Origin of the sequence: Amycolatopsis sp. cmx-4-61 (assembly GCF_046548775.1) — a bacterium.
In the GTDB taxonomy this organism is placed as follows: domain Bacteria; phylum Actinomycetota; class Actinomycetes; order Mycobacteriales; family Pseudonocardiaceae; genus Amycolatopsis.
On sequence record NZ_JAEBEI010000024.1, the window covers coordinates 44,163 to 67,343 of the forward strand.

At 72.9% G+C, this 23,181-nt stretch carries 23 protein-coding genes; 15 read left to right on the forward strand and 8 right to left on the reverse strand.

Features of this window, described 5'->3' with window-relative positions:
* Window positions 1-22 precede the first annotated feature (22 nt).
* Window positions 23-802 (forward strand): aldo/keto reductase, encoded by a 780-nt coding sequence (locus ACLJOU_RS40835; protein WP_410574640.1) that lies wholly within the window; start codon window positions 23-25, stop codon window positions 800-802.
* On the opposite strand, the gene ACLJOU_RS40840 is transcribed toward ACLJOU_RS40835, so the two are convergent.
* The 5 genes from ACLJOU_RS40840 to ACLJOU_RS40860 form a co-directional block, all read right to left on the reverse strand.
* On the reverse strand, window positions 799-2,454 hold the full coding sequence (locus ACLJOU_RS40840) for a hypothetical protein (protein ID WP_410574641.1): 1,656 nt from the start codon (window positions 2,452-2,454) through the stop codon (window positions 799-801). The two genes, ACLJOU_RS40835 and ACLJOU_RS40840, sit on opposite strands and share 4 nt — an antisense overlap.
* Before the next feature lie 116 nt (window positions 2,455-2,570).
* Complete coding sequence (locus tag ACLJOU_RS40845; protein WP_410574642.1) at window positions 2,571-3,452, reverse strand: 3-methyladenine DNA glycosylase; 882 nt, start codon at window positions 3,450-3,452, stop codon at window positions 2,571-2,573.
* Window positions 3,449-4,492, reverse strand: coding sequence for a hemolysin family protein (locus tag ACLJOU_RS40850; protein WP_410574643.1), 1,044 nt, complete (start codon window positions 4,490-4,492; stop codon window positions 3,449-3,451). The genes ACLJOU_RS40845 and ACLJOU_RS40850 overlap by 4 nt, the downstream gene beginning before the upstream one ends.
* Complete coding sequence (locus ACLJOU_RS40855) at window positions 4,489-5,850, reverse strand: hemolysin family protein (protein WP_410574644.1); 1,362 nt, start codon at window positions 5,848-5,850, stop codon at window positions 4,489-4,491. Before ACLJOU_RS40855 ends, ACLJOU_RS40850 begins: the two co-directional genes overlap by 4 nt.
* Window positions 5,851-6,052: 202 nt before the next feature.
* Entirely contained in the window at window positions 6,053-6,634 is a 582-nt protein-coding gene (locus tag ACLJOU_RS40860) for a TetR/AcrR family transcriptional regulator (protein WP_410574645.1), read from the reverse strand.
* A gap of 183 nt (window positions 6,635-6,817) precedes the next feature.
* On the opposite strand from ACLJOU_RS40860, the gene ACLJOU_RS40865 reads away from it, so the two are divergent.
* The 5 genes from ACLJOU_RS40865 (at window position 6,818) to pip (ending at window position 11,024) form a co-directional block, all read left to right on the forward strand.
* Window positions 6,818-7,219: a hypothetical protein gene (locus ACLJOU_RS40865; protein ID WP_410574646.1), complete on the forward strand. Its 402-nt coding sequence runs from the start codon at window positions 6,818-6,820 to the stop codon at window positions 7,217-7,219.
* A gap of 2 nt (window positions 7,220-7,221) precedes the next feature.
* Window positions 7,222-7,860: a DUF3558 domain-containing protein gene (locus ACLJOU_RS40870; protein WP_410574647.1), complete on the forward strand. Its 639-nt coding sequence runs from the start codon at window positions 7,222-7,224 to the stop codon at window positions 7,858-7,860.
* Between the two features lie 3 nt (window positions 7,861-7,863).
* Window positions 7,864-9,243, forward strand: a complete 1,380-nt coding sequence (locus ACLJOU_RS40875) for a hypothetical protein (RefSeq protein ID WP_410574648.1) — start codon at window positions 7,864-7,866, stop codon at window positions 9,241-9,243.
* A gap of 24 nt (window positions 9,244-9,267) precedes the next feature.
* Window positions 9,268-9,996 carry an ESX secretion-associated protein EspG gene (locus ACLJOU_RS40880; protein WP_410574705.1) on the forward strand — a complete coding sequence of 243 codons (729 nt, stop codon included), beginning with the start codon at window positions 9,268-9,270 and terminating at the stop codon, window positions 9,994-9,996.
* An 80-nt stretch (window positions 9,997-10,076) separates the two neighbouring features.
* Window positions 10,077-11,024, forward strand: a complete 948-nt coding sequence (pip, locus tag ACLJOU_RS40885; protein ID WP_410574649.1) for a prolyl aminopeptidase — start codon at window positions 10,077-10,079, stop codon at window positions 11,022-11,024.
* On the opposite strand, the gene ACLJOU_RS40890 is transcribed toward pip, so the two are convergent.
* Entirely contained in the window at window positions 11,014-12,213 is a 1,200-nt protein-coding gene (locus ACLJOU_RS40890; RefSeq protein ID WP_410574650.1) for a Glu/Leu/Phe/Val dehydrogenase dimerization domain-containing protein, read from the reverse strand. The genes pip and ACLJOU_RS40890 overlap by 11 nt on opposite strands.
* 118 nt (window positions 12,214-12,331) lie before the next feature.
* Here ACLJOU_RS40890 and ACLJOU_RS40895 point away from each other — a divergent pair, with 118 nt between their 5' ends.
* From ACLJOU_RS40895 to ACLJOU_RS40925, 7 genes are all read left to right on the forward strand, one after another.
* Window positions 12,332-13,258 carry a LysR substrate-binding domain-containing protein gene (locus ACLJOU_RS40895; RefSeq protein WP_410574651.1) on the forward strand — a complete coding sequence of 309 codons (927 nt, stop codon included), beginning with the start codon at window positions 12,332-12,334 and terminating at the stop codon, window positions 13,256-13,258.
* A gap of 120 nt (window positions 13,259-13,378) precedes the next feature.
* Complete coding sequence (locus ACLJOU_RS40900; RefSeq protein ID WP_410574652.1) at window positions 13,379-14,641, forward strand: glutamate-cysteine ligase family protein; 1,263 nt, start codon at window positions 13,379-13,381, stop codon at window positions 14,639-14,641.
* The gene (gene egtB, locus ACLJOU_RS40905) at window positions 14,638-15,975 is read left to right on the forward strand and encodes an ergothioneine biosynthesis protein EgtB (RefSeq protein WP_410574653.1); all 1,338 of its coding nucleotides are present in this window, start codon (window positions 14,638-14,640) and stop codon (window positions 15,973-15,975) included. The genes ACLJOU_RS40900 and egtB overlap by 4 nt, the downstream gene beginning before the upstream one ends.
* A 4-nt stretch (window positions 15,976-15,979) precedes the next feature.
* Entirely contained in the window at window positions 15,980-16,735 is a 756-nt protein-coding gene (egtC, locus tag ACLJOU_RS40910; protein ID WP_410574654.1) for an ergothioneine biosynthesis protein EgtC, read from the forward strand.
* Window positions 16,732-17,709, forward strand: a complete 978-nt coding sequence (gene egtD / locus ACLJOU_RS40915) for an L-histidine N(alpha)-methyltransferase (RefSeq protein WP_410574655.1) — start codon at window positions 16,732-16,734, stop codon at window positions 17,707-17,709. The genes egtC and egtD overlap by 4 nt, the downstream gene beginning before the upstream one ends.
* 46 nt (window positions 17,710-17,755) lie before the next feature.
* Window positions 17,756-18,178 (forward strand): nitroreductase family deazaflavin-dependent oxidoreductase, encoded by a 423-nt coding sequence (locus tag ACLJOU_RS40920; RefSeq protein WP_410574706.1) that lies wholly within the window; start codon window positions 17,756-17,758, stop codon window positions 18,176-18,178.
* Between the two features lie 140 nt (window positions 18,179-18,318).
* Window positions 18,319-19,923 (forward strand): alpha/beta hydrolase, encoded by a 1,605-nt coding sequence (locus tag ACLJOU_RS40925; RefSeq protein ID WP_410574707.1) that lies wholly within the window; start codon window positions 18,319-18,321, stop codon window positions 19,921-19,923.
* A 44-nt stretch (window positions 19,924-19,967) separates the two neighbouring features.
* Here the strand turns inward: ACLJOU_RS40925 and ACLJOU_RS40930 are convergent, their stop codons facing one another.
* Window positions 19,968-20,543 (reverse strand): TetR/AcrR family transcriptional regulator, encoded by a 576-nt coding sequence (locus ACLJOU_RS40930; protein ID WP_410574656.1) that lies wholly within the window; start codon window positions 20,541-20,543, stop codon window positions 19,968-19,970.
* An 89-nt stretch (window positions 20,544-20,632) separates the two neighbouring features.
* On the opposite strand from ACLJOU_RS40930, the gene ACLJOU_RS40935 reads away from it, so the two are divergent.
* On the forward strand, window positions 20,633-21,487 hold the full coding sequence (locus ACLJOU_RS40935; RefSeq protein WP_410574657.1) for an alpha/beta fold hydrolase: 855 nt from the start codon (window positions 20,633-20,635) through the stop codon (window positions 21,485-21,487).
* Between the two features lie 202 nt (window positions 21,488-21,689).
* Complete coding sequence (locus tag ACLJOU_RS40940; RefSeq protein WP_410574658.1) at window positions 21,690-22,394, forward strand: MgtC/SapB family protein; 705 nt, start codon at window positions 21,690-21,692, stop codon at window positions 22,392-22,394.
* Here the strand turns inward: ACLJOU_RS40940 and ACLJOU_RS40945 are convergent.
* Window positions 22,391-23,167, reverse strand: coding sequence for an alpha/beta fold hydrolase (locus tag ACLJOU_RS40945; RefSeq protein ID WP_410574659.1), 777 nt, complete (start codon window positions 23,165-23,167; stop codon window positions 22,391-22,393). The two genes, ACLJOU_RS40940 and ACLJOU_RS40945, sit on opposite strands and share 4 nt — an antisense overlap.
* Between the last annotated feature and the right edge of the window lie 14 nt (window positions 23,168-23,181).

A 23,181-nucleotide genomic window follows, 5' to 3' on the forward strand; every position in this document is an offset into this window, starting at 1 on the left:
CCGAAGTGAGGATCACCGGTTGATGGCCGTCCCGCCTTCGCTCGCCCTGTCCGTCGGAGTCCGCATCCCCCAGCTGCTGTTCGGTGTCGCCGGCCTGTCCCCGGCCGAAACCGGCCGCGCCGTCCGCATCGCCCTCGACACCGGGTACCGCGGCATCGACACCGCTCCGGGCACCGAGGCCGCGGTGGGCGCGGTCCTCGCCGCGGCCGAGGTGCCCCGCGAGGAGCTCTTCGTCAGCGTCCACGTGCCCGCCCAGGGCTACGACACCACCCGCCGGGCCGTCGACCAGGCACTGGAGGCCCTGCAGCTGGAGCAGGTCGACCTGTGCCTGCTGGACGGCACGAAGGGCGCGTTCACCGACACCTGGCGCGCACTGGGCCGGCTGCGCGCCGACGGCCGGGCCCGCGCCGTCGGCGTGGCCGGCTTCGGGGTCTCCGAGCTGCGCCGGCTGATCGACGCGACCGGCTCGGTGCCCCCGGTCAACCAGGTCGAACTGCACCCGTGGCTGCAGCAGGTCCCGCTGCGCACGTTCCACGGCGAGCACGGCATCGTGACGGCCGCGGCCAGCCCGGCGGCGAACGCCGCGCTGCTGTCCGACGAGACGGTCACCGCGCTCGCCGCCAAGTACGGCAAGACGCCGGCCCAGATCGTGCTCCGGTGGCACCTGCAGACCGGCACGGTCGCGGTGGCGGCGTCGGCCACCACGACCCGCATCCGGGAGAACTTCGGGATCTTCGACTTCGAGCTGGCCGACGACGACCTCGCCGTGGTGGCCGAGCTCGACAACGGCACCCGCGTCTAGGCCGACTTGATGCCCGCCGCGGCGAAGTCGGCCTGCTGCGCGGGTTGCTCCAGGTACTCGCGGAACGTCTGCGCGGCGCGCAGTGCGGTGTCGTCGATGCCCGGGCCGGCGAGCCCGACGAACGGGTAGTCCGCCGAGCGCGCGTTCGCCACCGACTGCGCGGGCGAGCCGATCATCTCCGGCTTCTTGGTCGTGAGCTCGCTGACCCAGTACGACGATTCGGGCAGCCACGCCGCCGGGAGCCCGCCGATCGAGTCGAGGTTGGCCCGGCCGACCAGCGCGTCGAGCACCTGCGCCGACGGCTTGGCTTCGATCACGACGTGCACGCACTGCCCGTGGACGACGGTGGCGGCCTGGTTCCAGCGCTGGGCCGCGGCGGTCAGCGGCTTCTGCGCGCTCGGGGTGACGACCACCCGCATGTTCGCGGTCCCGCCGTCACAGCTGGACGCCTGCGCCTCGGCGCGGCTGTTGAGCTCGTTGTCGGCCCAGTTCCAGCCGACGACGCCGAGCCCGATCAGCAGGGCGAGGACGGCGCAGGCGATCGGCCAGGTGGCGATCCGCCGGCGCGGCGCCTTCTTCCCGACGATCCGGTGCGACCCCGTCGCATCGCTCTTGGCGACCCCGCTCTTGGCGACGATGCGGTGCGAACCGGTGCCTTCGCTGCGGCCGGCGCGCTGCGGGCCGGTGGTGTCGTCCCGGCCGCGGTCGGGCCCGGCCGGATCACTGCGGTCCGCGGTGCGCCCCCGCCGCCCGACGGCTCGGGAGGTGCCGGTGTCGTCGCCGCGGTCGAGCGTGCGGGCCGACCCGGTCGCTTCGGCGCGGTCTTCGGTACGGGCCGTCTCGCTCGCGTCGCCTGGCTCGAGGGTGCGGGCCGCTCCGGTCGCTTCGCCGGGGGCGGGGTCGTCGTCCTGCCGGGTGATGACCTCGGTCCGCTCGGCCGCGGTTTCGGGGGAGGCAGCGCGGCCCTTGCGCCGCGAGCGCGGGCCGGCGGACTCGGCGGGAACCGCCCCCGGGGTGGCGGCCGGGTGGGCGCCGGTGGCTTCGCCGCGCCGGGCGGCCCGGGTGAATCGGCCACCGGGGGCTTCGATGCGGTCCGGGGCCGGGTTGTCGCCGCCCTTGCGGCGCGAGCGGGTCGTGGTGCCGGCGACCGGGTACGAGCCGGCGGCTTCGCCCCGGTGCGGCGAGAGGGTCGTGGTGATCTCATTGCTGGTGACCGGGTACGCGCCGGACGTCTCGCCGCGGCGCGGAGCGCGGGTCACGACGGATTCCCCACCGGCCACGGGGTGGGACCCGGACGTCTCGCCGCGGCGACCCGCGGCCGGGTAGGACCCCGAAGTCTCGCCGCGGCGACCACCCGCGGCCGGATACGACCCCGACGTCTCGCCTCGACGGCCGGCCGGCTGCGCGCCGCCGTTCTCGGGCGGGAAGCCGGGCGCCGCCGCCCCTTCCGTGAAGAAGGCCGAACCGGATGACTGGCCGGGCGTCCGCGCGGCGGCACCACCGCGGCCCGCGATGCCGAACGCGTCCGAGATGGAGCTGCGGCCGGGGGTGCGGAACGCGCCGGAAGCTTCGCTGCGCCCCTCGGCGGGAGCGCGCGGCGTGCGGTCCTGAGGGTGCGGCACCGGCTCCTCGTCCCGGTAGTGTCGCCCCATCCGTCATCCTTTCGGGGTGAGCGCATGCCAAGCACGCGCTGCTATGCAATCAAACCGTTATCACCCTAACAGGTGAGTATCGGAGAGAGAATAATCTGACTCACAGTTGATCGTGCTCAGGGTGCTGCGCTGACCAGGCGATGGCAGTGCGCAATCAGGCGATGACGCAGCGGCGCCGCCCGACGGGCGAACTCCGCCTGCGCCCTGGCGTATTCGGCCCGGCCCGCCGCCGTCTCGATCCGGACCGGGGCGTAGCCGAGGGAAGCCAGGTCGTACGGGCTCGCCCGCATGTCGAGCGTCCGGATCTCCACCGCCAGCTCGAAGCAGTCCGCCACGAGTTCGGCGGGCACGAACGGGTCGAGCTTGTACGCCCATTTGAACAGGTCCATGTTCGCGTGCAGGCACCCGGGCTGCTCGAGTGCGATCTGCGTCTCCCGCGACGGCGTCAGCCCGTTCCGGGGCCGTGCGGGCGGGGTGAAGAACCGGTACGCGTCGAAGTGCCCGCACCGGATGTCCAGGGACTCCACGACCGCGTCGGTGCCCGCCGACCCGAGCCGCAGCGGCACCTGGTCGTGCCGCACGGAGTCCGCCGGCTCGCGGTAGACCATCGCCCACTCGTGCAGCCCGAAGCAGCTCAACCGGGGCGCGCGGGCCGCCGTCGCGGTCAGCAGGCCGAGGACGAACTCGGCCGTCCGGACCTTGCCCGCGCCGAACCCGGCGGGATCCAGCACCACGCCGTCCGGTGTTTCGACGTACCCCTTGCGGTCCAGGAAGCGCCGCGCCGCGGGCCCGGCGAGCGTGACGCCGGGCCCGGGCTGCCACCGCTCGAGGTGCGACGGCCGGTGCGAGTAGTAGGTGAACAGGAAGTCCAGCACCGGGTGCTTCTCGCCGCGGGACCGCCGCTGCTGGTGCGGGCCGGTCCACCGGCGCATCCGCGAGACGTGCGCCGCCTCCCGGGCCAGCCAGTCCGACTCGGCGAGCACCTCGGTGCCGGTCATGCGCTCACGTGGGTGCCGTCGCGCACCGTGCCCACGTACTCCTCGACGAGGTCTTCCAGCGCCACGACGCCGACGGCGTTCCCCTCCGCGTCCAGTGCCCGCGCGAGGTGGCTGCGCTCCTTGCGCATGGCCGAGAGCGCCACGTCGAGCCGGGCGTCGGCGCGCAGTTCGGTCAGCGCCCGCGTCTTCGTGGCGGGCACGGTCGTCTTCGGGTCCTGGCCGGCCAGGTCGAGGATGTCCTTGACGTGGATGTAGCCGGTCAGGCGGCCGTCGTCGGTGCAGACCGGGAAACGCGAGAACCCGGTCGAGGACACGGCCTGCTCGACCTCGCCGACGGTCGGCCCGCAGGGGAGCGTGGTCAGCTCGGCGGTGGGCACCAGCACGTCGGCGACCGTCTTCTGCACCGACGAGAGCGTCTGGGCGAGCCGCTGGTGCTCGGACTGGTCGAGCAGGCCCTCCCGGCGCGACTCGCTGAGCAGCTCGGCCAGCTCGTCGGAGGTGTAGGCCGTCTCCAGTTCGTCCTTCGGCTCGACGCGGACCGCGCGCAGCAGCGAGTTGGCCACGAAGTTCAGCAGCCAGATGAACGGCCGGGCCAGCTTGATCCAGCCCACGTGCACCGGCACCAGCCACAGCGCGAGCCGCTCGGGCTCGGCGATGGCGAGGTTCTTCGGCACCATCTCGCCGATCAGCACGTGCGCCACCGTGATGAACGCCAGCGCGATGGCGAACGAAATCGGGTGCAGCAGGGCCTCGGGCAGACCCAGCAGGTCGAAGCCCGCCGACAGCCGGTGCGCGACGGCCGGCTCGCCGAGGCGCCCGAGCAGCAGCGAGCAGATGGTGATGCCCAGCTGCGCGCCGGCGAGCATCAGCGACACGTGCCTGCTCGCGTTGATGACGATCTTCGCGCGCGTCTTGCCCTGCTCGAGCAGCGCTTCGAGCCGGTCGCGGCGCGAGGAGATCAGGGTGAACTCGGCGCCGACGAAGAAGGCGTTGGTCAGCAGCAGGACCACGACGAGGGCGATGTTCAGCCAGTCGGTCACGAGGCCACCTCCGCTTCCGGGGCCGCTTCCGGGGTCAGTTCCGGGGCCGTGCGGACCGGGGCGACCTCGACCTCGGCGATCCGGAGCTTGTCCATCACGGTCACGGTGAGCAGCCAGCCGTCGACCTCGGTGGCGTCGCCCTCGGCGGGGATCTTGCCGAGCCGCTCGAGGATCAGCCCGGCGATGGTCTCGTAGTCGCCGTCCGGCATCCGGAACCCGGTGACACTGGTGACCTCGTCGGCGCGCAGCTGCCCGGACACCAGCCAGCTGTCCGTGCCGACCTGCTGGGACGCCGGTGCTTCGCGTTCGTCGTGCTCGTCGCGGACGTCGCCGATGATCTCTTCGACGACGTCCTCGAGGGTCACCAGCCCGGCCGTGCCGCCGTACTCGTCGACGACGATGGCCAGCTGGAAGCGGGAGTCGCGCAGGCGCAGCAGCAGGTCGTCGCCGGGCAGGGACTCGGGCACGGTCGGCACCGGCCGCATGACCGAGCCGATCGGCACGGCGGCCCGGTCGGCGGCGGGCACGGCGAAGGCCTGCTTGACGTGCACGGCGCCGCGGACGTCGTCGAGGTCTTCGGCGTGCACCGGGAAGCGGGAGAACCCGGTGCGCAGCGAGAGCGCGATCAGGTCGGCCACGGTGTCGTCGACGGCGAGGGACTCCAGCTGCACGCGCGGGGTCATCAGTTCCTCCGCGGTGCGCTCGCCGAACCGCAGCGAGCGGTCAAGCAGCTCCGCGGTGGACGTGTCGAGCGTGCCGCTTTCGGCGCTGGAGCGCACGATCGAGCCCAGCTCCTGCGGCGAGCGGGCCGACCGCAGTTCTTCCTGCGGCTCGACGCCGAACTTGCGCACGAGGAAGTTCGCGCTGTTGTTCATCAGCGTGATGAGCCAGCGGAAGAGCGCGGAGAACCGCGAGTGGTAGCCGGCGACCGCGCGGGCGGTCGGCAGCGGCCGGGCGATCGCCAGGTTCTTCGGCACCATCTCGCCGAGGATCATCGACATCGACGTGGCGATGATCAGGGCGAGCACGATCGCCGCGCCCGCGGCGAACGCCTCCGGCAGGCCGAGCCAGGTGAGCAGCGGCCGGACGAGCTCGCCGATCAGCGGCTCGGCCAGGTACCCGGTGATCAGCGTGGTGAGGGTGATCGCGACCTGGGCGCCGGAGAGCTGGAAGGACAGCGTCCGGTGCGCCTTCTGGACGGTCAGCGCGCGGCGGTCGCCGACCTGGCGGACGTTGGCCTCGACGGTGCTGCGTTCCAGCGCGGTGAGCGAGAACTCGGCGGCGACGGCGAGGCCGGTGCCGATCGTCAGCAGCAGGAAGAGGAGGACGCCGAGCACGGCGAAGAGGATCTGGATCATTCCGCACCCGCCTCGATGGCGGGGGATGAACCTATCGGACAGCCGGGTCGGTCACCCGGCCCGGTACTGTCACCGGGTGACTGCGCTGCGCGCACGAAACGGTCACTCCTAGCAGTGAATCGGCGGGTAGTGCGGACCAGCTTAACTCGTCCCCGGCCCCCGCCGCTGAGGCGCGGGGTGTGTCGGTGCGCTCATCCGCGGATCAGGCGGCGCCCGGCCGGTGCCGCCGCACGGTTTCCTCGACGAGGTCGAGCACCGGCCCCAGGCCGGCGGCGGGCAGGCCCATGGCCAGGTGCGAGACGAGTCCTTCGAGGACGAGTTCGAGGAAGGCGGTGAGGACGTCGACGTCGACGTCGTCCCGCAGGTTCCCGGCCTCCCGCTGCCGCAGCAGCCGCAGCCGGGTGGCGGTGGTGAGCTGCTGCGAGCGTTCGGCCCAGCGGCCCCGGAACTCCGGGTCGGTCCGCAGCCGCCGGCTCACCTCCAGGCGCGTGCCGAGCCAGTCGGCGGGGTGGTCGCCGCCGGCGAGCAGATCCCGCATGACCTGCACGAGGCCCTGTTCGGCGACGACGTCGGCCATCCGGAGGGCATCGTCCTCGGCGAGGGCGAGGAAGAGCGACTCCTTGTCCCGGAAGTGGTGGAAGATGGCCCCGCGCGAGAGACCGGTGGCTTCCTCCAGGCGCCGGACTGTGGCACCTTCGTAGCCGTAGCGCGCGAAGCAGACGCGCGAGCCGTCGAGGATCTGGCGCCGGCGTGCGTCGAGGTGATCCTGGCTTACGCGTGGCATCCTGAAATCCTGGCACCGCGGACCGGCATCTCGCAATCCGTACGTACGTACTGTGACCCGGAGTGCGGGGGAACCGGCCGAGTGTCCCCACCGTCGAACGTTGCGGCGTTTCGCTGACACGAAGTGAGACGGTTGGCTAAGGTTTGCCCCATCACGGTGGGTGAACTGAGGGGAAGGTGCGGCGTGATCATCGGTGAGGCCGGGCAGGCGGTCCAAGCGGTGTGGGGTGGCGACATCCTCGGCGAGCGCGGCCGCGTCTACGGCGGCGGTGGCGGCGGGGGCGGCCGGTTCGAGATGGAGCCCGGTGAGCTCGCCGCGGTGATCGGCCAGTGGGAAGCGGAACTGGACAAGATCGTCGACGACGGTGAACGCATCCAGAACATCATGGTGATGCTCGAAGCGCCCGGGAAGGACTCGGTCAGCGGGGGCTACGTGTCGACGAGCATGGACTCCCTCGCGGCGCTCCAAAGCCAGAACGACTCCATGCGCAAGTACGTGCAGGGGTACATCAAGAAGCTCAAGGAAGCGCAGACGAAGACCGTCGCGACCGACCAGGGCATGGCCGACCCGTTCCGGACGGTGTGACCGTGCGCCTGCCTGCCCGCGTCCTGGCCGGCGGCGTGGCCGCCGCGCTGCTGCTCGCGGGGTGTTCCCCCGAAACGACCGGGACGGCCACCCCGGCGCCGAGCGGGGCGGCGTCATCGTCCGGTGCGTCGTCCGGTGCGTCGTCCGACCCCGACGTGCCGAAGGTGACCGCACCGCTCGACGTCTCGAAATACGCTTCGAAGCCTTGCGACATCGTGCCGGGTTCGGTGCTGTCGTCCTTGCGGTTCACGGACCCGGGGCACACCCAGCTGCAGGACGACGGACTCGGCGCGGCCGGGCCGGGGTGTGGCTGGAAGATCTCCGGCGAAGGCGTGAGCATGCAGGTCATCATCGGCACCGGGAACCGTGACCGGGGCGCCGGAGGACTGGCGGGGCTGTACGGAGCGCACGAAAGCGGCCAGTTGCCGTTCCTCGAGCCTGCCCCGGCCGTGGATGGTTACCCGGCGATCTACCTGGACAAGCGGGACCGCCGGCCGATCGGCAACTGCGTCATGGACGTCGGTGTCGCCGACGACGTCGCGATCAACGTGTACGCCGGGGGGTACGAAGGCGCGGACGACTCCTGCGCCGCGGCCCAAAAGGTGGCGGCATCGATCATCACCACACTCAAGGGGGCATGACGAGTGGACGGCAAGCAGATCTACGACAACTTCAGACAGGGCGACACCAGCGGCCTCCGCAACGCCGCGGATGAGGTTTCGAAGCTTTCGTCGGCCTACCTGGACCGGGCCCAGGGCATCAAGTCGCTGCAGGAGCGGATGAAGCAGGCGTGGACCGGGAACGCCGCCGACGCGGCGAACGCCGGGGCCGGCCCGCTCGAGCAGGCCTTCGCCGAGACTGCCGCGCCCCTCGATGTCACCAAGGCCTCCGTCGACACCCAAGCTGCCGTCTTCGACTCCTCCAGCAACTCCGTCGTCGAGATTCCGCCCAAGCCCGAAAAGCCCAACCCCTGGACCACCGGGCTCAAGGCCGCCATTCCCATCGCCGGGCCGTTCATGGCGAAGGACGACATCGACAACTACCAAGAGGGCATGGCGCGGTACAACGCCGCGAACGAGACCAATGTCCGCGTGATGGACCAGTACAGCAGCGTCACCAGCGGGACCAGGGCCGTGCTGCCCACCGACTACGGCGTCCTGGAGGCCGACGGTGCCGCCATCGCCGTGAACACCCCGAGCGGTCCCGGCGGGGTCGACCAGCCGGGCGGCCAGGGCAACTGGCTGCCCGGCCACCCCGGCACCGGCGGCACCGACCGCACCTCCACCACCGGCTTCGACCCCGGGCACACCGGGGGCGCCAGCGGGACCGGCGGCACGGGAGGCACCGGGGGTACGGGCGGCACCGGAGGTACCGGCGGGACCGGGGGCACCGGAGGAACGGGCGGCACCGGAACAGGAACGGGAACGGGCACGGGAACCGGCACCGGCGACGACACCCACACCACCGGCTCCGGCCGCCCCGGCGTCCCCACCCTGCCGCGGCCCGGGCAGGCCACCGACCAGCCGGGGAAGACGCCGCCGAACACCGGGGGGATCGACTTCTACCCCGCCAACACCGGCGGCGGCCCGAACTACGGCCAGAACTACCCCAACGTCAGCGACCCGAACTCCGGTACCGGCGGCCGGGGCTCCACGAGCGGCAACGCCGGTGGGCGGCTGCTCGACCCGACCGGCCGGGGCGGCACCGGGACCGGCAGCGGAACCGGCTCCGGGACCGGCGGCGGCTCCGGGAGTGGCGCCGGCGCCGGAGCGGGGGAGCGCGGCCTGGGCCGGGGCTCCGGCTCCGGCATGGGCAGCCTCGGCAACGCCGCCGCCGCGGAGGCGGCCGCCGCGCGGTCGGCCGCCGGGCGGAACGGGTCGATGGGACCGATGGGGCCCGGCGGGCGCCGCGGCGAAGGCGACGAGGACGAGGAACACCAGCGGCCGGACTTCCTGATCGAGGCGGACCCGGACGCGATCTTCGGTACCGACCAGCGGACCAGCCCGCCGGTCATCGGCGAATAGGCGGTGGACGTGGCAACAGGCCGGGTGGACGTTCCGGTCGAGGCGCTGGCCGCGCTCGCCGAACGCGAGCAGGTCGGCCAGCTCCACCTCACCCTGCGTCCGGAGCCGCTGTGGCTCTCGGACGACGAACGGGAAGAGGCCGACAAGCGGGTCGACGCCGCCCTGGCCGAGGCCGGGCTCGTCGACGCCCGGGGCCGCGTCACCGTCGACTTCCTCGACTGGCTGCCGCTGCTGGTCAGCCCGGCCCGCGAGTGCTACGGCTGGGTCGGCACCGGCGGCCGGACCTACGGCGTGCTCGCCGCCGCCAAGGGCCTGCAGGCGGTTTTGGCCGTCTCCGACGGGACCCACGTCGGCGTGCAGGAGATCGATCGGAGCCGGCTCGTCGAATCCCTCGTCGAGCAGCTGCCGCCGGTCGGGCCGGGCGGCGGGCACCCGCGCACCGTGCGGGTCGCGGACCTCACCGAGGCCGCCCGCCGGGGGCAGGCCGCCTACCCGCTCGACCCGGCCGTCGCCGACGTCGTCAGCCTCGTGCAGCGGCCGGTTTCGGGCAGCGGGGAGCTCTACGTCGGCCGTCGCGACGACGTCGGCCGCCACACCTGCCTGCAGCAGCCGCTCCACTACGCCGACACCGACTGGGGCCGCTACCTCAGCTACACCTCGGGCTCGGGCGACGACGCCGTCATCCACATCGGGCCGGCCGGCCCGCAGGAGCTGGCCGACACGCTCGCCGAACTGGCCGGCACCCTCGCCTGACCGAAAACCCCGTGCGCGAGGGTGGTACCCGGTACTAATGTGACAGCGCTGTTGCATCTCCCGGGCGGAAGGACGCGCTGATGCTGTACCCCGAGATCGAACCCTACGAGCACGGCATGCTCGACGTCGGCGACGGCCACGAGATCTACTGGGAGACCTGCGGGAACCCGGAAGGCAAACCCGCACTGGTCGTGCACGGCGGCCCCGGCTCCGGCTGCTCGGCGAACGTCCGCCGCTTCTTCGACCCCGCGCGCTACCGGATCGTCCTGGCCGACCAGCGCGGCTGCGGCCGCAGCACCCCGCACGCCGGGGCCCCGGTCGCCGACCTGTCCGCCAACACGACCGACCACCTGGTGGCGGACTTCGAGCGCCTCCGCGGCCACCTCGGGATCGAGAAGTGGCTGCTGTTCGGCGGTTCCTGGGGCTCGGTGCTCAGCCTGACCTACGCCCTGCGCCACCCCGGGCGCGTCAGCGAACTGGTCCTGATGGGCCTGGCCACCGACCGCCACCTCGAGATCGAGATGCTCATCCGCGGCCTCGGCGCCTACTTCCCGGACGGTTTCGCCGCGTTCCGCGAAGGTGTGCCGGAAGGCGAGCGCGACGGTGACCTTTCCGCGGCCTACCACCGCCTCCTGATGGACCCGGATCCCGCGGTGCACCACAAAGCAGCGGACGGCTGGTGCGCCTGGGAAGACGCGATGCTGCCGGGCGTGCCGCCGCCCGACGTCTTCGCGGACCCGGTGTACAAGCTCTGCTTCGCCCGGCTCGTCACGCACTACTTCAGCAACCGCGCGTTCCTCGAGGACGGCGAAATCCTGCGCCGGGCCGGCGAGCTCGCGGGCATCCCGGCCGTGCTGGCGCAGGGCGTGCTCGACACGAGCAACCTCGTCGGGACGCCCTGGCTGCTGCACCACGCCTGGCCGGGCAGCGAACTGGTGCTGCTCGAAGACGTCGGGCACACCGTGTCGGCCGCGTCGATGCAGGACGTCCTGGTCGGCGCGACCGACCGGTTCGCGCTCAGGGGATGAGCAGTGCCGGCTCGCCGTCCGGGGTGAGCGCGGCTTCGGCGCGCCGGGCGCGGTTGGCCTCGGCGAGCCGCAGCCCGGTGACGCGCAGGGGAAGCCGGTCCAGGTTCCACTCCGCCAGCAGCAGCGCGATCTTCGCCTGCATTTCCGTGCGCAGCCGCAGGAACGAGTCGGCCGGGTCCGCGCCGACCTCGCCCAGCAGCAGCCACCACGCCCAGGCCGCCGCGCCCGCGTTGGCGACGAAGTCGGGTACCACCGCGATGCCCCGGGCCGACAGCGCCGCCTCCGCTTCCGGGGTCGTCGCCGCGTTGGCCGCTTCGACGACCACCTTGGCCTTGACCACGGTTTCGTTGTCCGCCCGCAGCGCGTAGGAGATCGCGGCGGGCACGAAGATGTCCGCGTCGATCCCGAGGATCGTCTCGCGCGGCAGCGAACGGACCCCGGCGGGCAGCCGGGAGCGGTCGATCTCGCCGAAGCGGTCGCGCAGGTCCAGCAGGGCCGGGACGTCGAGGCCGGCGGGGTCGTGCAGCGTGCCCGCCGCGTCGGCCACCGCCACCACCTTCGCTCCCGCTTCGTGCAGGTACCAGGCCGCGCCGCCGCCCATGGTGCCGATGCCCTGGATCGCCACCGTCGTCTCGCGCACGGTCCAGTCCCACGCCGCCGCGACACCCAGGCACGCCTGCGCCACGCCGTAGCCGCCGACGACGTCGCCGAGCAGCAGGCCGCCCGGCACCGGCGCGTTCAGGCCGGCCTGCACCCGGCGCAGGGTGCGCGCCGGCTCCGCCGAACGGCCGATCGCGGCGTGGTACGACTGCTCCAGCCCGAGCTCGGCGAACACGGAGTCGATCAGGTGCTGCGGCACACCGAGGTCCTCGGCCGTCACCCAGTGCGCGTCGAGCCACGGCCGCAGGAACGCGCAGAAGCGCTTCAGCACGTCGAACGCCCGCGGGTCCTTGGGGTCGAAGTCGATGCCGCCCTTGGCCCCGCCGACCGGCAGGTTGAAGGTGGCGGTCTTGTCGGCCATGCCCCGCGCGAGGTCCTCGACCTCGGACATCGTGCAGCCGGCCCGCATCCGGGTGCCGCCGGTGGCGACCCCGGAGACCAGGCTGTGCACGACGAGGTAGCCGTGGGCGCCGGTGCCGGGGTCGGTCCACGTGAGCCGCATCAGCGGCTCGGCGTTGCGCGGGGTCATTCGGCCACCCACCTCCAGGGAAGTCCGGGACGGCCTCGTGACCGCTCTCACGAGCGTGCGCCCCGCCCGGCCACCCGTCCATTTAACGAACCTGCACGATCTCGTTTAGGTTTTGTGTATGGAGCTTTCGTTGCACCGCTTGCGGATGCTGCGCGAGCTGCACCGCCGGGGCACCGTGACGGCGGCGGCCGCGGCGCTGCACTACACCGCTTCGGCGGTGTCGCAGCAGCTCGCCCAACTCGAGCGGGACGTGGGCGCGAAGCTGTTCGAACGGCTCGGCCGGCGCGTTCAGCTGACCGAGCTGGGCACCCTGCTCACCGAGCACGCGGAGGAGATCCTCGGCTCGGTGGAGCGCGCGACGCTCGCGCTGGAGGAGGCCCAGGAAGCCCGCACGGTCCGGCTGACCGCCGGGGTGTGGGCGTCGGTGGCCTCCGGGCTGCTGCCGACCGCGCTGACGGCCCTGGCCGGCGAGCACCCCGGCATCGAGGTCCGCACCCGTGAGCTGGCTCCCGAAGACACCGCCGAGGCGGTCCGCGACGGCAGCCTGGACCTGTCGTTCGTCATCGACTACTCCGACGCGCCGACCCACTGGGACACCGGGCTGGAGCGCGCGGTCGTCGCCGTGGAGCGGCTGCACGCGGCGGTGCCGCGGGGCGCCGTGCCGTCCGGGGCCGCGGCACTGGACGACCTCGCCGAGCACCCGTGGATCCTGGCCGGCGCCAAGTCGCACTTCGGCCGGGCGATGCGCACCGCCTGCCGGCGGCACGGGTTCGCGCCGAAGATCAACCACGAGGTCGAAGAGCAGTCGACGGCGATGGCGATGGTGGGCGCCGGGCTCGGCATCACCCTCGTGTCGGACCTGGGCCTGCGCCTGCTGCGGCCGCCCGGGATCGACGTCGTCACCCTGACCACACCGCTGCTGCGGACGGTCTCGATCGCCTACCGGCGCACCGCGTTCCGGCGTCCCGCGCTGCACCTGGTCATCGACGCCGTGCGCGCGTCGGCGGCCGAGCTGGGCCTGGGCACGGAGTCCGCTTTGCCCTGATCCGGGACGTCTTACGAAGTGGTGATCCCGTCCTGCACCGCAAGATCCGCCCTGATTTTGTCGTACCCCGCGTGTAGCGTCCGAAGTCAAGAAGTTCCATCACACGGAACAGGAACGGACATGCAGACGGTGCACGATTTCCCCGAGAAGTCGGGTAGTGCGTCGAACCGCACCGCGCGGGTCCTGGCGGACCGCGCGGCCGGGGAGGCGTACGTCGCATCGGTGTGTTTCAAGCACGGGCCGCCCCGCCTGACCGGCGTGGAGCTGGAGTTCACCGTGCACCACGCCGACGACCCGGCCAGACCACTCGATCCCGACGTCCTCGCCGCGGCGCTGGGTCCGCACACCCCGCGGACGCTCCGCCCCGGCAGCCCCGCCACACCGCTCCCGGCCGGCTCACCCGTGAGCCTCGAACCCGGGTGCCAGGTCGAGATTTCCGCCCTTCCCCAGGCCTCCCTGCGTGAACTCGACGCAGTCGTCACGGCCGACCTCCGCCACCTGCGCGACCGCCTCGCCGCCCACGACCTCGTCCTGGGCGAATCGGGCATCGACGCCCACCGGGCGCCGCGCAGGCTCCTGCACACCCCGCGGTACGCCGCGATGGAGCGGCGGTTCGCGCCGATCGGTCCCGGCGGCCTCACGATGATGTGCAGTACCGCGGGCCTGCAGGTCTGCGTCGACGCGGGGGAGCCCGAGCACTACGCCGCGCGGTGGGCGGCCGCGCACGCGATGGGCCCGCCACTGCTCGCCCTCTTCGCCAACTCCCGTGTCCACGCCGGAGCGGACACCGGACACGCCTCCGCCCGCTGGCTGGCGGTGCACGACACGGAAGCGGTGCGCACGCGCACGGCCGCCGTGGCGGGCGACGACCCGGCCGCCGCGTGGGCCGGGCGGATGATGGACGTCCCCCTGATGGTGCTGCCCCGCGGCGACCGGCCGTGGGACGCCCCGGAGGGGCTGACGTTCGCCGACTGGATCGACGGCAAGGGCGCGGCGGCGCTGCTGCCGCGGCCCACCGTCGAAGACCTCGACTACCACCTCACGACCATGTTCACGCCGGTCCGCCCGCAGGGGTACCTGGAGATCCGGTACCTCGACGCGCAACCGCCGGACGAGTGGCTCGCCCCGGTGGCCCTCGTGTCGGCGCTGCTGGCCCGGCCGGCCACGGTCGACAAGGTGCGCGCGGTGTGCGCCCCGGTCGCGGACCGGTGGACCGAGGCGGCGCGGCGGGGACTGGCCGACGAGGAGCTGGCGGCCGCGGCGGCGGCCCTGGCCGACCTCGGCTGCGCCGAGCTGGGCGCGACCGGGCTGGCGGCGGAGTCGATCACCGAGATCAGCGAGAGCGTGCTGGGGCGCGCGTACCGATCGAGGAGTGGAGCATGAGCACGGAAGCACTGCACGACCTGAGCGCGCAGGACCTGCGCGCCCGCGCGGCGGAGGCCTTGACCCGGGCCCGGGCGCGCAGCGTCGCGCTGACCGACGCCGTGGACGACGAAGACCTGGTCCGCCAGCACTCGAAGCTGATGTCGCCGCTGGTCTGGGACCTGGCGCACATCGGCGTCCAGGAGGAGCTGTGGCTGGTCCGCGACGTCGGCGGCCGGGAACCGCTGCGGCCGGACATCGACGACATCTACGACGCCTTCCAGCACTCCCGCGCCGACCGGCCGGAGCTGCCGCTGCTCGGCCCGGCCGAGGCGCGCGCGTACGTCAAGCAGGTGCGTGAGAAGGCGTTCGACGTGCTGGAGCGCGCGCCGATGGCGGGGCGGCGGCTGACCGAGCAGGCGTTCGCGTTCGGCATGATCACCCAGCACGAGCAGCAGCACGACGAGACCATGCTGGCCACCCACCAGCTCCGCAAGGGCGACCCGGTGCTGCACGCGCCCGAGCCGCCGCCCGCCCGCTCCGGCGCGCTGCCGCGCGAGGTCCTGGTGCCGGGGGGTGCGTTCACGATGGGTACCTCCGCGGAGCCGTGGGCGCTGGACAACGAACGCCCGGCGCACGAGATCGCCCTCGATGCGTTCTGGCTGGACACCGTTCCGGTGACGGCGGGTGCCTACGTCGAATTCCTCGACGGCGGCGGCTACGACGACGAACGCTGGTGGAGCCCGGCGGGCTGGGCGTACCGGCAGGACAACGGCATCACCGCACCGCGGTTCTGGAAGCGCGAGCAGGACGGCTGGTGGCGCACCCGCTTCGGCGTCCACGAGCGGATCCCCGCCGACGAGCCGGTCGTGCACGTCTCCTACTACGAAGCCGAGGCGTACGCGGCCTGGGCCGGGCGGCGGCTGCCGACCGAGGCGGAGTGGGAGAAGGCCGCCCGGTTCGACCCGGCGACCGGCCGGTCGCGCCGGTTCCCCTGGGGCGACGGGGAACCGTCGGCCGAGCACGCCAACCTCGGCCAGCGGCACCTGCGCCCGGCGCCCGCGGGGGCGTACCCGGCCGGCGCGTCGCCGACCGGCGTGCACCAGCTGATCGGCGACGTCTGGGAGTGGACGAGCACCGACTTCCACGGCTACCCGGGCTTCGCGCCGTTCCCGTACCGCGAGTACTCGGAGGTGTTCTTCGGCCCGGAGTACAAGGTGCTGCGCGGCGGCTCGTTCGGCACCGACTCGGCGGCGATCCGGGGCACGTTCCGCAACTGGGACTACCCGATCCGGCGGCAGATCTTCGCCGGTTTCCGCACGGCTCGCGACGCGGCCCCCGGCGAGGTGGGGTAGGCGCATGTGCCGCCACATCGGCTACCTCGGCGAGCCGGCCTCGCCCGCCGAGGCGCTCTTCCGCGCCCCGCATTCGCTGCTGGTGCAGTCGTACGCCCCGGCGGACATGCGCGGCGGCGGCTCGGTCAACGCCGACGGGTTCGGGCTGGGCTGGTACCCCGGCCCGGGCTCGCCGCCGCTGCGCCACCGGCGTTCGACTCCACTGTGGACGGACGAGACGCTGCCGCCGCTGGCCGCGGCGGTCACCGCGGGCGCGTTCGTCGCCGCGGTCCGCAACGGCACCACCGGCCTGCCGGTGACCGAGGCGGCCGCGGCGCCGTTCACCGCCGGGCCGTGGCTGTTCAGCCACAACGGCGTCGTCCGCGGCTATCCGGATTCGCTGGCCGAACTGGCCAAGACCCTGCCGGTCACGGACCTGCTGACCCTGGAGGCGCCGACGGATTCGGTGGTGCTCTGGGCGTTGCTGCGGGCCCGGCTGGCCACGGGCGAGGACCCGCTGACGGCGGTGGCGGCCCTGAGCGCCGCCGTCGAAGCGGCCGCGCCCGGCTCCCGGCTCAACTTCCTGCTCACCGACGGCGCCACGCTGCTCGGCACCACCTGGACGCACGCGCTGTCCGTGCTGGAGACCCCGGCCGGCGTGTGGCTGGCGTCCGAACCCTTCGACGGCGACCCGCGCTGGCGGCCCGTCCCCGACCACCACGCCGTGCGCGCCACCGCGGCCGGCGTCGACCTGCTTCCCCTGACCCAGGAGCTCCCATGACCGAAGTCGACCTCGACCACCACCGCTCCGGCGACGCCGTCACCGCGGAACTGCGCGCGGACGTCGTCGCCGGCCTCACCGCGGCGCAGAAGTGGCTGCCGCCCAAGTGGTTCTACGACGCCGACGGCAGCGAGCTGTTCGAGAAGATCACCCAGCTGCCGGAGTACTACCCGACCCGCAGCGAGCGCGAGGTGCTGGCCGCGCACGCCGGTGACGTCGCGGCGCTGACCGGCGCGCACACGCTCGTCGAGCTCGGCTCGGGGTCCAGCGAGAAGACCCGGCTGCTGCTCGACGCGCTGACCGCGCACGGCACGCTCGAGGCGTTCGTCCCCCTCGACGTGTCCGAATCCGCGCTGGCCGAAGCCGCCGAGGCGATCTCGAAGGACTACCCGGGTCTCGCCGTCCGGGGTGTCGTCGGCGACTTCACCCAGCACCTGGATCTGCTGCCGGACGGCCAGCCGCGGGTGGTGGCCTTCCTCGGCGGCACGATCGGCAACTTCCTGCCCGCCGAGCGCGCGGCCTTCTTGCGGTCGGTGCGCGAGGTGCTGGGCGAGGGGGAGTGGCTGCTGCTCGGCACCGACCTGGTCAAGGACGCCGGAATCCTGGAGCGGGCCTACGACGACGCCGCCGGTGTCACCGCGGAGTTCGACAAGAACGTGCTGCGGGTGATCAACGCCCGCCTCGGCGCGGACTTCGACCCCGACGAGTTCGACCACGTCGCGCACTGGGACGCCGAAAACGAGTGGATCGAGATGCGCCTGCGGGCCCGGCGCCCGCTGACCGTCGAGATCCCCGGCGCGGACCTCACGGTGACCTTCGCCGCGGGCGAGCACGTCCGCACGGAGATCTCGGCCAAGTTCCGCCCGAGCGGCGTCCAGGCGGAGCTGGCCGCGGCCGGGTTCGCCCTCGAACACTGGTGGACCGACTCCCAGCAGCGGTTCGGGGTGAGCCTGGCAAAATCCGTGCGTGGCTAATCCTCTCCGGGCGCTGGCCCGGATCGCCGGCACGAAACCGTGGCTGATGCGCACGGCCCGGTTCGTCGTCTGGGCGGATCGGAAACTGCACAAGGCGTTCGGCGGCCGGGTGAGCCTCGTGGCGCTCGCCGGGCTGCCGTCGCTGCGCCTGACCACGACCGGCCGCAAGAGCGGGCTGCCCCGCGGCACCAACCTGCTCTACTACCCGCGCGGCGGCGACTTCGTGCTGACGGCGTCCAACTGGGGCCGTCGGCACGACCCGGCGTGGGCGCTCAACCTCCGGGCCCACCCGAAGTGCGCGGTCGCGCTGGCCGGGCGGCCGGTCGACGTCGTCGCCCGGGAACTGCACGGCGAGGAGTACGACGCGATGTGGCGCGAACTGCTCGCGTTCTGGCCGGGGTACGAAATGGAGCAGCGCGAGGCCGCCCGGCGGTTGCCGGTTTTCGTCCTCACCCGGGTGGCCCGGTAAGTTCCCACCATCCGTTCGGCCGGTGCCGGGATTCACCGGTTTGTGCCAGTCTTCCCCGGGTAACGCGCCGTGACGACGTGCTCGCGCGGCGAGGTGCGTGACCTAGGAGGGACGTCTTGCCGAGATCCACACAGAGCCGGGTGCGGTCGTTCGCGCTGGTGGGGGCGCTCGTGGCCGGCGTCGGGCTGGCCGGGCCGGCCGGCACCGCCGCCGCGGCCGAAGACGCGGCGGTCCAGCCCGCCGTCGTCGGCGCGACCCCGGCCGTCGCCTGGGGCGCCTGCGGGAGCGAAGTCCTCGCCGGCGTGCCCGCGGACCAGCTCGGGCTCTACAGCTGCGCGCGCTACCGCGTGCCGATCGACCACGACAACGCTTCGCTGGGCTCCATCGACATCGCGCTGCTCAAGCGCGCGGCCCGCACGCCCGACAAGCGCGTCGGCTCGCTGTTCCTCAACCCCGGCGGCCCCGGTGGCTCCGGCCTGACAATGCCGATCGGCGGCCAGTACTACTTCCGGCCGCAGGTCCTCGACCGCTTCGACCTCATCGGCTTCGACCCGCGCGGGGTCGGCGACAGCAACCCGCTGCGCTGCTTCACCACCCAGGAAGACGCGGACGAGGTCTTCGGCGCCCAGGTCGGCGTGCCCCTCTCGCGTGCCGAAATCTCGAAGACCCTGGCCAGCTACCGCGACTACGGCCGGTTCTGCAAGAACAACGCGGGTGCGCTGCTGAACCACATGTCCACCAAGGACGTGGTGCGCGACCTCGACACGCTGCGCGCGGCGGTCGGCGACCGGAAGCTGACCTACGTCGGCTTCTCGTACGGGACGCTGATCGGCTCGACCTACACGGCGATGTTCCCGAAGCAGTCGCGGGCCATCGTCATCGACGGCAACGTCGACCCGGCGCTGCGGACCAGCGACGGCGTCGAGTACGACCGTGAACGGGCGCAGGGCTTCGAGATTTCGCTGGACGGGTTCCTGAAGCGCTGTGACCAGGTGGGCGCGAAGTGCGCCTTCAGCGACGGCAACCCGCGGGCGAAGTTCGACGAACTGCGGGAGTACCTGCGCAAGCAGCCGATCACCCTCCCGGGCGCCGACCCGCTCGACATCAGCGGCTTCACCGGCGGGGTGTCGAGTGCCCTGTACTCGCCGGCGAGGTTCCCGCGCCTGGCCGAGGACCTGCAGGCGCTCTACACCGCGATCCACCCGGCGGGCGCGCACGCGCAGGCGCTGCAGGCCGCGCCGCTCAAGGTGCTCACGGCAGGCAAGCAGGGCCTGGCCGACCTGAACCCGGACAGCCCGTACACCAGCGACGACTCGTACTTCGCCGTCAACTGCGCCGACAAGCCGTTCCGGATCCGGCAGGAACAGGTGCCGGACATCGCCGCGCAGTGGGAGCGCGAGTCGCGCACCTTCGGCCGCTACCAGGCGTTCGCCGACACGGCGGCCTGCCCGGTGTGGCCGGCGAAGAAGCCGGACGCCTACCGCGGCCCGTGGCGGGCGAAGACCGACGTCCCGGTGGTCGTGGTCGGCAACTACTACGACCCGGCGACGCAGTACCGGTTCGCGCAGCGGATGGCCGCCGAGCTCGGCAACACCCGGCTGCTGTCGGTCGACGCGTTCGGCCACTGCATCCTGGGCGACGCGCTCGGTGTCGACCAGGCCGTGGCCGACTACCTGACCGACCTGAAGGTGCCGGCGAACGGGCAGGTGTTCCAGCCGAACGTCCAGCCGTTCGAAACCCCGTAACACGAGGAAAACGGGCCGGGTGACGCTGTCGTCCCGGCCCGTTTTCACGCCAGCAGCCGGTCGAGCAGGTCCCCGGCCGCGGCCTCGCCTTCGGCGGCCGCGCTCGCGGGGTCGCCGGCGCGGGCGGTGAGCATCGCGATCTCGTTCATCCCGGCGAGGAGGACGTGGGCGAAGAGGTCCACGCGGGCGGCGGGGAGCCGGCCGTCGCGCCGCAGCGCCGCCTTGATCTTGCCGAGGGTGCGCCGCTCGTCCTGCTCCCGCCAGCGCTGCCAACCGAGGACCGCGGGCGCGTCGATGAGCAGCACCCGCCGCACCACGGGGTCCGCGGTGCTCCGGATCCACGCCTGGCAGGCCGCCCGCAGTGCCGCCGCCGGTTCGGCGATCCCCTCGACGGCGTGTGCGCCGTCCGCCTCGACCCGCTCGTAGACGGCCTCCAGCACGGCCGCGAACAACGCGTCCTTCCCGGGGAAGTGGTGGTAGAGCGCGCCCCGGCTCACGTCGGCGGCCCGCAGGACGGCCTCGATCGAGGTGCCGTCGTAGCCGTGCTCGGTGAACAGCCCGGTGGCGACCGCGACGAGGTGCTCGCGGGTCGCCTGGCCGCGGTCGATCTTCTTGTTCATGCGGTCGGCAGCCTCCGTCGTTGACAAACCGACTGTCGGTCTGTTGATACTAGACCGTCAGTCGGTTTACTTCTGGAGGGACTCTACCGATGGACCTGCGAACCTGGGACGACCACCGCGCACGCATGTCGACCGCGTCCGGCGACGTGAGCTACACCGACGTCGGCGAAGGGCCGGTGGCGCTCTTCGTGCACGGCGTGGGGACGAACAACCTGTTGTGGCGCAAGGTCATGACCGCGTTGGCGGGCGAGCGCCGCTGCATCGCGCCCGACCTGCCGGGACACGGCGACTCGCCGGTGACGGCCACGCAGGACCTCAGCCTGAACGGGCTGGCCGCCCGGCTCGAAGACTTCTGCGAGGCCCTGGACCTGGAGGAGTTGGATCTGGTCGCCAACGACACCGGCGGCGCGGTCGCGCAGGTGTTCGCGGTGCGCCGGCCCGACCGGCTCCGCACGCTCACCCTGACCAACTGCGACACGCAGGGCAACCTGCCGCCCGAGGCGTTCCGCCCGGTCGTCGAGCTGGCCGAGCGCGGCGAACTGGCCCCGCTCGCGGTCCAGGGCGCCGCAGATCCGGAGCGGGCGCGGGCCGGCGCGCTCGGCGCCGGCTACGAGCACCCGGAGCAGGTACCGGACGAAGTCTTCGAAGCCTTCGTCCGGCCGGTGTTCGGCACCTTGGACGCGGCCCGGCAGTTCGAACGCCTGCTGACGTCGGTCCGCGGGGAGGAACTCGACGCGATCGAGCCGCGGCTCAAGCAGCTCCGGGTGCCGACGCTGCTGGTGTGGGGGACCGGTGACCCGAACTTCGGCGTCGAATGGGCCCACCGGTTCCGGGACGCCGTCCCGGCGGTCACCGAGGTCGTCGAGGTGCCCGGGGCCAAGCTCTTCTTCCCCGACGAGCGGCCGGAAGACCTCGTGCCGCACCTGCGCCGGCACTGGGCGTAGCGATCATCACAGGTCCGGCCCGGCCGATCCGGCGCTACAGTGGCGGGGTTGATCAACCACGAGCAACGGAAGCGAGGTGAGCGGCACATGCCAGCGGACAGTCAGCGGACGGCCGGGCGCGCGCTCACCGGAGGTTTCCGGCGCGGCTGAGTCCGGCCGGCCCCCTGTCCGGCAGTGCGCGCACGCCGGAAAAGAGCCGGAAATGACCATCTTCGAAATGCTGCTGCGCGTCGGCGCCGGAGTGGGCCTGGGTGCCGTCATCGGGGTCGAGCGCCAGTTCCGCGCCCGCATGGCCGGGCTGCGGACCAACGCCCTCGTCGCGGTCGGCGCGACACTGTTCGTGCTGCTGTCCGCGCACGGCTTCGGGGGCCTGGCCTCGAGCGGTGACGCCGACCCGACCCGGGTGGCGGCGCAGATCGTCTCGGGCATCGGATTCCTCGGGGCCGGGGTCATCCTGCGCGACGGCCTCAACGTCCGCGGCCTCAACACGGCGGCGACGCTGTGGTGCTCGGCCGCGGTCGGCGCGCTGGCCGGGGCGGGGCTGTACGCGGTCGCGGTGGCCGGGACCGCGGTCGTGGTCGGGGTGAACGTGGTGCTGCGCCCGCTGGGCCGGGTCGTCGACCGCCGTCCGGATTCCGGCGACGAGACACCGGCGCGGTACGAATTCCAGGCGGTGACCCGCGACGACGCCGAGGCCCACGTGCGGGCGCTGCTCGTGCAGGCGTTGACCCGCACGGACTTCCGGCTCCTGTCGGTGCTGAGCACGGACCGCGAGAACCGCACGGTCGAGGTCCGCGCCGAGCTGGTCGGCGACCAGCGCGACGACGCCCAGATGGAGGCGGCGGTGTCGCGGCTTTCGCTGGAGCCGTCGGTGTCGAGCGTCCGCTGGGTCGCGGTGCCGGCTTAGCCGGTGCGGAGGAATTCGTCGAGCAGCTCGCCGAACCGGGCGGGCTGCTCGGCGAAGACCTGGTGCCCGGCGCCCTCGATGGAGACCTGGCGGGCGTCGGGTGCCTCGCGGACGATCAGGTCCGCGATCTCGTGGATGTCGGCGGTGTCGAGCGTTCCGGTGACCACCAGCGTCCGGGCCCGCACCTCCGCCAGGCGGGTCACCGCGGTCAGCTCCGCGCCCAGGGGAAATCCGCCGTGGCCCTTGCGCGCGTTGTCGGCCAGCAGGCGCCCGAAGAGGGCACGGACGGCCGGGTCGACCTGGTCAGGTGTCCGGTACGGGCCGTCGACGAGCAGCCGGAGCACGCACTCGAACGCCCGCGGGTGGTCGCCGGCCGCGATGGCCTCGCTGGCCTGCCTTCGCTGCTCGAGGGTGAACGGGTCGCGCTCGACCATGCCGCTCAACCCGGGCGACGTGAGCACCAGCCCGTCGACCCGGTCCGGGTGCCCGAGCGCGAAGTCGACCGCCGTGCGGCTACCGAGCGAGGATCCCACCAGCACCGCACGCTCGATCCCGAGCGCGTCGAGCAGCTGCCGGAGGTCGTCGTGGTGGGAGAACCCGGGCACCGGTCCCGGTGAGTCGCCGTGACCGCGGGCGTCGTACCGGACGGCCCGGTGGCCCGCGGCGAACCGGTCCAGCTGCTCCTCCCACACCTGCCGGCCGAAGCCGCCCGGGTGCAGGAACACCAGTGGGCGTCCGTGGCCGCGTTCGTCGTGGTGCAGCAGTTCCCCCATGCCCGCCACCGTAC